This window comes from Terriglobales bacterium (genome assembly GCA_035691485.1).
Taxonomy (GTDB): Bacteria; Acidobacteriota; Terriglobia; order Terriglobales; family Acidobacteriaceae; genus JAIQGF01.
Genome location: DASSIZ010000119.1, coordinates 1 through 9,181, shown reverse-complemented (window position 1 = coordinate 9,181; position 9,181 = coordinate 1). Strand labels below are relative to the sequence as shown.

Genomic DNA, 9,181 nt, shown 5'->3' with positions numbered 1-9,181 from the left:
ACCGACAGCACGCTCCATGAGCGCGATTACCGCATGGAGGGCGTTCTGGCCCGGCTTTCGGTCGGCATTCGCGAGGGCGGGACCGGGGAAGTGATTTATTCGCAGGAAGGCATCCGGCGGACCTGCGGCGCGCGGAGCGAGACCGGCTGCGCGATTGCCCGCGGTACCGAGGTCGTAGTCACGCGCTACGAGCACGGCATTGCCTATGTCCGACCGTGGGAAGAAATGGCCAATGAAGCGGGAGTGACCGAGTCGAAGATTGACGGCTGACGGTCGCTCAGCAAGTTGTGAGTTTCGAGTTCTGAGTTGGAAGTGCATTGAATTTTCAGGCTAGCCACCGGCCACCGGCCACTAGCCACTGCTTAGGAGCTTTCTATGCAAATCGCAGCAGGTGTTTGGGTAATGGTGGGACTGGCGATCATGGCGGTGCTCTTCATTATTGGAGTGCTGACGCGGCTCTACCGCATCGCCGGGCCCAACGAGGCGCTGGTTATCACCGGTATTCGCAGCCAGCAGGGAAGGATTGTCAAAGCCGGGGGCTCGATCGTGTTGCCCCTGGTGGAGCAGTGCCGGCTGCTGTCGCTGGAACTGATGTCGTTCGACGTGGCGCCGCAGCAGGACCTGTATACCAAGCAGGGGGTCGCGGTCACGGTCGAAGCAGTCGCCCAAATCAAGGTCAAGTCCGATCCCGAGTCGATCCGCACCGCGGCCGAGCAGTTCCTCAACAAGACGCCGCAAATTCGTGAGGGCCTGATTCGTCTGGTGATGGAAGGCCACCTGCGCGGCATCATCGGCCAGCTCACGGTCGAGGAGATCGTGAAGCAGCCAGAGATGGTGGCCGAGCGCATGCGCTCCACTTGCGCCGACGACATGAACAAGATGGGCCTGGAAGTGATTTCCTTCACCATCAAGGAAGTGAAGGACAAGAACGATTACATCTCCAACATGGGCCGGCCGGACATCGCGCGCATCAAGCGCGATGCTGACATCGCCGCCGCTGAAGCCGAGCGCGACACTGCCATCCGGCGCGCCGTCGCCAAGCGCGAAGCCTCCGTCGCCGAAGCCCAGGCGGACCAGGAGCGCGTGCTCGCCCAGACGCTCTCGCAAGCCAAGCAGGCCGAGGCCACCCGCGACCTCAACATCAAGCAGGCGCAGTACCTCGAAGTCAGCAAGAAGGCGCAGGCGCAAGCCGACAAGGCCTATGAAATTCAGACCCAGGTCATGCAGCAGCAGGTGGTGGCCGAGTCGGTGAAGATCCAGCAGGTGGAAAAGGAGCAGCAGGTCAAGGTGCAGGAAGCCGAGATCACGCGTCGCGAGAAGGAGCTCATCGCCACCGTGCTCAAGCAGGCGGAGATCGAGCGCCAGCGCATTGAGACCCTCGCCGCCGCCGAAAAACAGCGGCTCGTCGTCGAGGCGGAAGGCAAGGCCTCCAGCATTCGCGCCCAGGGCGAAGCGGAAGCCGACATCATTTTCAAGAAGGGTGAAGCCGAGGCCAAGGCGATGAACGTCAAAGCCGAAGCCTTCCAGGAGTACAACCAGGCCGCGGTCATCGACAAGCTGCTCACCGGATTGCCGGAGGTGGTGCGCGCTCTGTCGGCGCCACTGTCGAACGTGGACAAGATCACCATCGTCAGCACCGGCAACGGCGATTCCGCCGGCATGAACAAGATCACCGGCGACATCACGCAGATGGCGGCGCAGGTTCCCGCGCTGTTTGAAACCCTGAGCGGCATGAAGATGTCGGAGCTGCTCGGCAAGGTGCGCACCATCGGTGACAAGGCGCCAAAGCCGGAGCTGCCCGGTGATGACAAGGGCAAAGGCGCGGGCGCCGGCAACTAGTACCGAGTGCCTGGTACCGAGTCGCGGGCTCGGAGCAACGGCAGAGGAGATCGACATGGAGAGAACATATTTTCTGATCGCAGGAATCCTGACGGGGGCGGCGGTTGGAATGCTGACCGGCCGGATCGCAGTCTGGATCTGCGCGGGACTTGCAATGGGTGCGGTGTTGGCGGTTGCCGCGAGGCGCCGCGCCAAGTCTGAAGATGAAGGAATCGCCGAGAGCCGACGGCCAACCGCCGATGGCAGGTTTTGAAAGGAGTTCGTCATGGCACTACTGGAACGAGTTGCGACCCTGGTCCGCGCCAATCTCAACGACTTGGTCGATAAGGCGGAGGATCCCGAGAAGATGATCAAGCAGATCATCCTCGACATGCAGAACCAGCTCCTGCAGGTCAAGACTCAGGTCGCGATTTCCATCGCTGACCAGCACCTGCTCGAGAAAAAGCAAAAGGAAAACACCACCTCCGCGTCCGACTGGGTGCGCCGGGCGGAGATGGCCGTAGACAAGAAACAGGACGACCTGGCGCGCGTCGCGCTGGAGCGCTCCATCAGCTACAAGGAACTGGCGGAAAACTTCTCCCAGCAGGTGGCCGACCAGAAAGTACAGGTCGAGAACCTGAAGACCGCGCTCAGCAAGCTGGAGCAGAAGCTCGCCGAAGCGCAGAACAAGAGCGACATGCTGATCGCGCAGCATCGTCGTGCTCGCGCCCTGGGCAAGGCAAGCGATGCGCGCGCTTCCATCGCGGACAGCTCCAACGCCGCCGGCTTCGACCGCATGAAGCGTCGCGTTGCCCACGACGAGGCCGTCAGCCAGGCGAAGTCCGAGATTGCTTCCGACAATGTCGACGACCGCTTCGCCGCCATGGAAAAGGAAGACGCCATCGAGAAATTGCTGGCGGAAATCAAGAGCCGTCGCAGCGCCGGCACGACTGCGGCCAGCTAAGGAGAGGGTGCCCCACATCTGCCCGTTATTGGCAGATGTGGGAGTTTCCCGTGAAGAACCTTAGCCCCTTGCTTTTCCCGGGACCAGTTGCGTATAGTCCTGCCGCCTCTCTGGTGGGGGTGGCGCCATGGCATCTCGACCCGGCATCTCTCGCCGCGATTTCCTGGAAAAAACTTTGCTGACCGGCGCCGGACTGGCGCTCGCCGGCCGTATCGGGTGGCCGGATTTTGCGGCCGCCCAGTCCCTCGTTCCTGGAAAAGAAAAACTCATCATTCGCTCGCTCCGTTTCTACGATCTGGAAACGCCGGTCAAGTTGCTCGACTCCTACATCACGCCCGTCAACCTGTTCTTTGTGCGCAATCACATGTCGGAGCCGACCGAGTTTGACGCCGAAACCTACCGCCTCAAGGTCGGCGGCGAGGTGGAGCATCCGCTGGAGCTGGCGCTGTCGGACTTGAAGAAGATGCAAACCGCCACCGTGACCAACACCCTGGAGTGCGCCGGCAATGGGCGCGCGTTTTACGAGCCGCACGTTCCCGGCGTGCAGTGGCAGCGTGGCGCGGTGGGCAACGCGCGCTGGACCGGACCGCGGCTGAAAGACCTGCTGGACCGGGCCGGCGTGAAGAGCACGGGAAAGTTTGTCGCCTTCTTCGGTCTGGACGAACCGCCCGCCAAGGTGCCGAAATTCGTGCGCGGCATCCCGCTGGAGAAGGCGATGGATCCCGACACGCTGCTGGCGATGCAGATGAACGGTGCGCCTCTCCCCAAGCATCACGGTTACCCGGTGCGCGCGCTGACACCGGGATGGATCGGCGCGGCCTCCTGCAAGTGGCTCACCGACATTCGCGTCCTCGACAAGGAGTACGAGGGCAACTTCATGAAGCCCGGCTATCGCATGCCGAATAATCCCGTCACTAAAGGCGGCGACATCATTGGCGACACCACCCCGATCACGCGCTTGAACGTTAAGTCTCTGATCACGACGGAAGGGGCGAAGCGCAAGTCGGGCCGGCCGATCGCCGTCAAGGGAGTGGCGTGGGCGGGCGAGGCCGACGTGAGCCGGGTTGATATCTCGACCGATGAAGGCCGAAGCTGGCAGCCGGCACAACTGGGAGCTGATCACGCCAAATATGCGTGGCGGCAGTGGCAATACTCATGGACGCCAGCGAAACCGGGCGCGTACGTGGTCATGGCGCGCGCCACCGACAGCACCGGGCGGGTGCAGCCGGCGGAGCCGGGATGGAATCCCAGCGGCTATCTGTGGAACGGAATCGAGCAGGTGAAATTCTATGTCGAAGCATAGGTTTGTGATCGTGCTCTGCCTTGCCGCCTGCCCGCCGGCGCTCATCCAGGCGCAGGGACCCGCGCCGGAGCTTCCGGCGGCGCCAATCACGCCGAAGGTGAAAACTGCGTGCATGGAGTGTCATGATTCCGGGATCATCGTGCAACAGCGGCTGGACAAGAAAACCTGGGGCAAGGAAGTAGACAAGATGACGAAATGGGGCGCGCTCGTCGAAGCCCAGGACCGCGATGCGGTTATTGATTATCTGTCGACGAATTTCCCCGCCGACAAAGCGCCGGCTGCCCCGCAATACCGCGCGCCGGCATCGCCCAAGCCGGCCAAGAGCGGGAAGAAAAAGTAATTATCCTCCGCTCGCCTCCGCCTTGCTCAGCCGCGGCGGCTCCGACAATTCCAGCTGTTCCGGAACTTCTTCGCCGCTGATGGCGGTTACGCGCCTGGTATAGGTCTTGAGGTGCTTGGCCGCCGTCTCGTACGCTTTCTGCGCCCTCTCCAGGCTGTCGCCCACGCTGTCGAATTGCGCCTGGAAGAATCCCAGCGATTTTTGCGCCTTGGCGATTTCCATCCTCGATTCTTCGAAGCGGGCCGCCACCTCGTACCACTTGTAGGCGAGCGCGACCGTGCGCAGCGTCATCAGCAAAGTGTTGGGCGAGACCGGAAACACCTGCAGCCGCGACATGGCTTCCATCGCCTCCGTGCTGCGCACCGCTTCCAGGTACAGGGTTTCGCTCGGCAGGTACATCAGCGCGACGTCCATGGTCCCGTGCTCAGGATCCAGGTATTCGGCGATGCTTTTCGCCTGCGTCGCGAGCACCCGGGCCAGTTGGGCGCGCGCGTTCTGCAGTTCATCTTCGTTGCTGGTCTCGAACAGCGGCAGCACCTGCTCGCGCGGGAACTTCGCGTCAATCGGCAACACCCGGTCGGGAAACTTGATGACCGCATCCACGCGACCTCCGGCCAGCGGGTATTGCAGTTCGTACATGTGCGAGGGAAGAAAATCCTCCAGCAGCCTCTCCAGGCTGGCCTCGCCAAACTTGCCGCGGAGGTGCGGCAGCTTCAGCAGGTTATTCAGGTCGTTGATCGAGTTGCCGATGGTTCCCACCTGGCGCAACTGCTCCTCCGCCGCCTTCAGGTGCTGCTGCACTTTTTCGAACTGAGCGAAGCCTTCTTTCAGGTTCTCGTTAAGCTTCTGCTGCACCTGTCCGCTGATTTCCAGCAGCTTCTGGTCAACCTGGCCGCGAATTGCCTCCAGCTTTTGTTCCGTGCGCTGGTTCAGGCCATCGAACTCTTTTTTCAGCTGCAACGTCGTATTGCCCAACGACTCCGTCAGCTCCCGGCGCGATTGTGTGAGCGCCTCGGTCTGCTCGCGCCGTCCGTCGGCAAGATGTTCCACGACCGAGCCGTGCATTTCCTTGAATCCCGTAGTCAGCCGGTCGGTGACCTCCTGCCGGAGGTCACCCTTGGTCTGCTCCAGGCGCTGTGCCATGTCGGCCGTGGCTTTGGCGAAGCTCTGCGACATGCCGCGTTCCAGCGACTGCATGGCGTTGCCGATGGTGGCGACGGCGGCGGCGGGATCGGCCGCCTGGGTGGAGCGGCGCAGCAGGATTGCGAGCAGCACCAGCACAACCAGGTTGAAGGCGAGAGACAGCAGAAGAAGCGGGGTCATTCCATTCCGTTTTTCTGGGGTGACTGATTGTAGAGCGCAATGGCTTAGCCGGCGAAGACATTTCTTTGACCATGTTGGTTCTTCAGGAAAAGAAGACCACCACGACCCACCAGACGCCTGCGGGATATCGCTCAGAGCCGGCGAAACAGGCGCCGACGCCAAAACGCTTGACGGAATTGTCGTGCGCCATCTTGATCGCATTGGGCGGCAGGCGAGTGGGATCGGCCTCGGTGTAGACAACGGTGGCTTCGGCGTTGAGCAATTTCAACGGGGCGCGAGAATCCAGTCGGCCTGCCTTCCCCATGGCGCAAGCCATTCGCCGCAACTCGGATAGGCGCGTGACCTGGGCCGTCGGGTGGTGGGTGCGGCGGCGCTCGCGCTCGAAGGCGGCGATGATGGCATTTTCGGCGTCATTGACCGAATACTCCTGGAGGCGATTGGCGAAGTCCTCCGTCACCCAGATGATTTCGCCACTGCGCACCACACCGATGCCGATGGTGTTGTACTTGGGGCTGAGGATGTTTTCGCGATGCGGCGGAGATTGCATGAGCCCTTCGTGCGCCTGCTGGACCGAGTAGTCGTAAGCGACGTTCTCGGCGTCGCTGTTGAAGCGGAGATGGGTAGCGGCAAGACGCTCCTGCAGCGGCAGTTCGCCGGGGAACTGGTGCGACAACTGCTTTTTCTGCGTCATCAGGACGGAGTGCGCGCGCGCTGCCTGGGTCAGGCGGTCATCGACTTTCAGCGCGGGAAGGCCGGCGCGGGCGCGCTCCTGGTTAATCATTGCAACCAGTTGCTGCTCGGCCAGCGGGTCGAATTGCTGGGCGGAGGCAAATGCGACGAACAGGAGACAGAAGGGGAGAGCTTTCAAGAAAGTCTTGCTCATAGGGGCTGAGATGCCACGCAGCGAAGTCATATTTTACAGGCCCAGCGCACGCTCGGGATGTTACATTCTTGCGGCATTCAGCTTTCCCCAAAGCTCACCTGACGCAAGTGGAGGAGACATGCAGAAGATGCTTATTGCTTTCGCGCTGATGGCATTGGCAGCCGGCGCGGGTTTCGGACAAGACAAGACCGCTGCGGCGGACAAGACCGCGGTGATGAAGACGGTGCAGCAATTTACGGATGCGTTCAACAAAGGCGACGGCAAGACCGCGGCAGCGGCGTGCGCCGACCAAACCTCAATCATCGACGAATTCCCGCCGTACGAGTGGCACGGGGCGGGCGGGTGCGCGAAGTGGATGAACGACTTCGATGCTGATTCCAAGAAGGATGGCATTACGGACGGTTCCGTCAAACTGGGTCCGGCGCGACACGTCGAGGTTACGGGCGACCGCGCTTACGTGGTGGTTCCAGCTGAGTACAGCTTCAAGCAAAAAGGAAACGCCATCAAGGAGAGCGGCTCGACGTTGACGGTTGCGCTGAAAAAAGGCGCGAACGGGTGGCGCATGACCGCCTGGACATGGACAAAGAACGAAGTGAAGTAAGAAGTAAAAAGAAATAAGGGAGAAGTGGGAACGAAGAATAAAAAATGAAGGGACACATTCCCGGCCACAGAGTTGAGGGAGGTCTGTGGAGGCACACGAGGGTAATGGGGGCGATCTGCCCTCCAACAAATCTCCGTCTCGTCTGTGGCTGGGTTTGGCGGGCTCGGCTCAATTGCCGCCGTGGCCGCGGATTGGAAGACCGACCCTGCGCCGGCCCCTCGTTTCCTGCACGCCCGGGAGTTTTTTCGGACACTCACGGCGCGCGGCAGAAGCGAGTCTACAAACTGAGCAGGGCCGCGCAGGCCAGCAACCAGAGGGCAAATCCCATCACGTTCAATGCCAGCCGGATGCCGGTGTTGTCGATGATCCAGTTATACTTCGCGTCCATGACATCCTCCGCTTCTATTCCCTTGGACGGCGCTGCGTCGTTTTGGTTAGCGCCCCGCGCCATCCCCGCTTCACACTGATTACTACGCAATACAGATTCGGGAGGTTCCGCTTTTAATCGTGAAAAGATGTAAAAAGAATATTGTCTCTGGCGCGAACTGAGGCTACCGGCCGGGAGCGGTAACTTCGGTCTTGCGGGCGTAGTGCGATTCCACGTAGTTATCGAGGATGCGGATGAATTCCTGGGCGATGTGGTCGCCGCGCAGCGTCTGCGTCAGCTTACCGTCAACGAACACCGGCGCCACCGGTTCCTCGAAGGTTCCAGGCAGGGAGATGCCGATGTTGGCGTGCTTGGATTCGCCGGGACCATTCACGACACAACCCATCACTGCCAGCGTCATCTCTTCGACGCCGTGGTACTGCTGCTTCCATTCCGGCATCTGCCGGCGGACATAAGACTGAATATCGTCGGCCAACTCCTGGAAGAAAGTGCTCGTCGTCCGGCCGCAACCCGGGCAAGCCGTAACTTGCGGCAGGAAGCTGCGGATGCCGAGCGACTGCAGGATCTGCTGGGCAACGATTACTTCCTCGGTACGATCGCCGTTGGGCGCGGGAGTGAGCGAGACGCGGATGGTATCGCCGATTCCTTCCTGTAGGAGCACGCCAATGCCGGCGGTGGAGGCGACCACGCCCTTGGTTCCCATGCCGGCTTCGGTAAGCCCAAGGTGCAACGGGTAGCGGCAACGCGCGGCCAGGGCGCGGTAGACATCAATCAGGTCCTGCACGCCGCTGACCTTGGCGCTGAGAATGATCTGGTCGGCACGAAGGCCGTATTTTTCGGCCAGCGCGGCCGAGTTCAGCGCGCTGACGATCATGGCTTCCATGGTGACGTCGCGGGCTGACTTGGGCTCGGCGAGGCGGGAGTTCTCGTCCATCATGCGCGTCAGCAGCGCCTGGTCCAATGAGCCCCAATTCACGCCGATGCGCACCGGCTTCTGGTTGGCGACCGCGACCTCGATCATGGTGCGGAAGTTGTCATCGTCCTTGCGGCCGACGCTGACGTTGCCGGGATTGATGCGGTACTTCGCCAGCGCGCGGGCGCAGGCCGGATATTTCTTCAACAGCAGGTGGCCGTTGTAGTGGAAGTCGCCGACGATGGGGACGCCGATGCCGCGGCGCTCGAGCAGATCAAGAATGCGGGGCACGGCCTCAGCGGCCGCGTCGTTGTTCACCGTGACGCGCACCAGTTCCGAGCCCGCGCGGGCAAGCGCTTCCACCTGTTGCGCGGTGGCGAGCGCGTCGGCGGTGTCGGTATTGGTCATGGACTGGACCACGACCGGGGCGTCGGAGCCGACGCGAACCCCGCCAATGTTAGCGGTCACAGTCTGTCTGCGGTGGATTTCTGCCATGTGGGTTTCAGTTTAACAAAAGACACGCAGCAGTTTCGTGCGGTCAGCCGTCAGCCGCCGGCGATCGTTAGGTTAGCTACCCCCTCCCTGGGGGTGGTGTGTGGAATCAATGAGATAAGTGCAGGTAACCTGGGGAAATTGCAGGTTACCTGG

At 61.6% G+C, this 9,181-nt stretch carries 10 protein-coding genes; 6 read left to right on the top strand and 4 right to left on the bottom strand.

The genetic code is table 11. The features are described 5' to 3' along the window. The 5 genes from VFI82_15605 to VFI82_15585 all read left to right on the top strand — a co-directional run. The coding region (locus tag VFI82_15605; GenBank protein ID HET7186112.1) for a hypothetical protein at positions 1 to 270 on the top strand (270 nt) is incomplete at its 5' end. Positions 271 to 375: 105 nt separating this feature from the next. Next, the gene (locus tag VFI82_15600; GenBank protein HET7186111.1) at positions 376 to 1,839 is read left to right on the top strand and encodes an SPFH domain-containing protein; all 1,464 of its coding nucleotides are present in this window, start codon (positions 376 to 378) and stop codon (positions 1,837 to 1,839) included. A gap of 265 nt (positions 1,840 to 2,104) precedes the next feature. Beyond that, a complete protein-coding gene (locus tag VFI82_15595; GenBank protein ID HET7186110.1) occupies positions 2,105 to 2,782 on the top strand; it encodes a PspA/IM30 family protein in 678 nt (225 codons plus the stop codon). 127 nt (positions 2,783 to 2,909) lie between these two features. Further along, entirely contained in the window at positions 2,910 to 4,085 is a 1,176-nt protein-coding gene (locus VFI82_15590; protein HET7186109.1) for a sulfite oxidase, read from the top strand. Beyond that, positions 4,072 to 4,425: a hypothetical protein gene (locus VFI82_15585; GenBank protein HET7186108.1), complete on the top strand. Its 354-nt coding sequence runs from the start codon at positions 4,072 to 4,074 to the stop codon at positions 4,423 to 4,425. Before VFI82_15590 ends, VFI82_15585 begins: the two co-directional genes overlap by 14 nt. On the opposite strand, the gene VFI82_15580 is transcribed toward VFI82_15585, so the two are convergent. Together VFI82_15580 and VFI82_15575 are read right to left on the bottom strand one after the other, a co-directional pair. After that, positions 4,426 to 5,748: a DNA recombination protein RmuC gene (locus VFI82_15580; protein HET7186107.1), complete on the bottom strand. Its 1,323-nt coding sequence runs from the start codon at positions 5,746 to 5,748 to the stop codon at positions 4,426 to 4,428. Positions 5,749 to 5,830: 82 nt separating this feature from the next. Continuing rightward, positions 5,831 to 6,631 carry a CAP domain-containing protein gene (locus VFI82_15575; protein HET7186106.1) on the bottom strand — a complete coding sequence of 267 codons (801 nt, stop codon included), beginning with the start codon at positions 6,629 to 6,631 and terminating at the stop codon, positions 5,831 to 5,833. A 118-nt stretch (positions 6,632 to 6,749) separates the two neighbouring features. Between VFI82_15575 and VFI82_15570 the strand changes: the two genes are divergently transcribed. Beyond that, positions 6,750 to 7,232 (top strand): nuclear transport factor 2 family protein, encoded by a 483-nt coding sequence (locus tag VFI82_15570; GenBank protein HET7186105.1) that lies wholly within the window; start codon positions 6,750 to 6,752, stop codon positions 7,230 to 7,232. A 277-nt stretch (positions 7,233 to 7,509) separates the two neighbouring features. Here the strand turns inward: VFI82_15570 and VFI82_15565 are convergent, their stop codons facing one another. Further along, on the bottom strand, positions 7,510 to 7,683 hold the full coding sequence (locus tag VFI82_15565) for a hypothetical protein (GenBank protein ID HET7186104.1): 174 nt from the start codon (positions 7,681 to 7,683) through the stop codon (positions 7,510 to 7,512). A 100-nt stretch (positions 7,684 to 7,783) separates the two neighbouring features. Then, entirely contained in the window at positions 7,784 to 9,028 is a 1,245-nt protein-coding gene (gene ispG / locus VFI82_15560; GenBank protein HET7186103.1) for a flavodoxin-dependent (E)-4-hydroxy-3-methylbut-2-enyl-diphosphate synthase, read from the bottom strand. Positions 9,029 to 9,181: the final 153 nt, after the last annotated feature.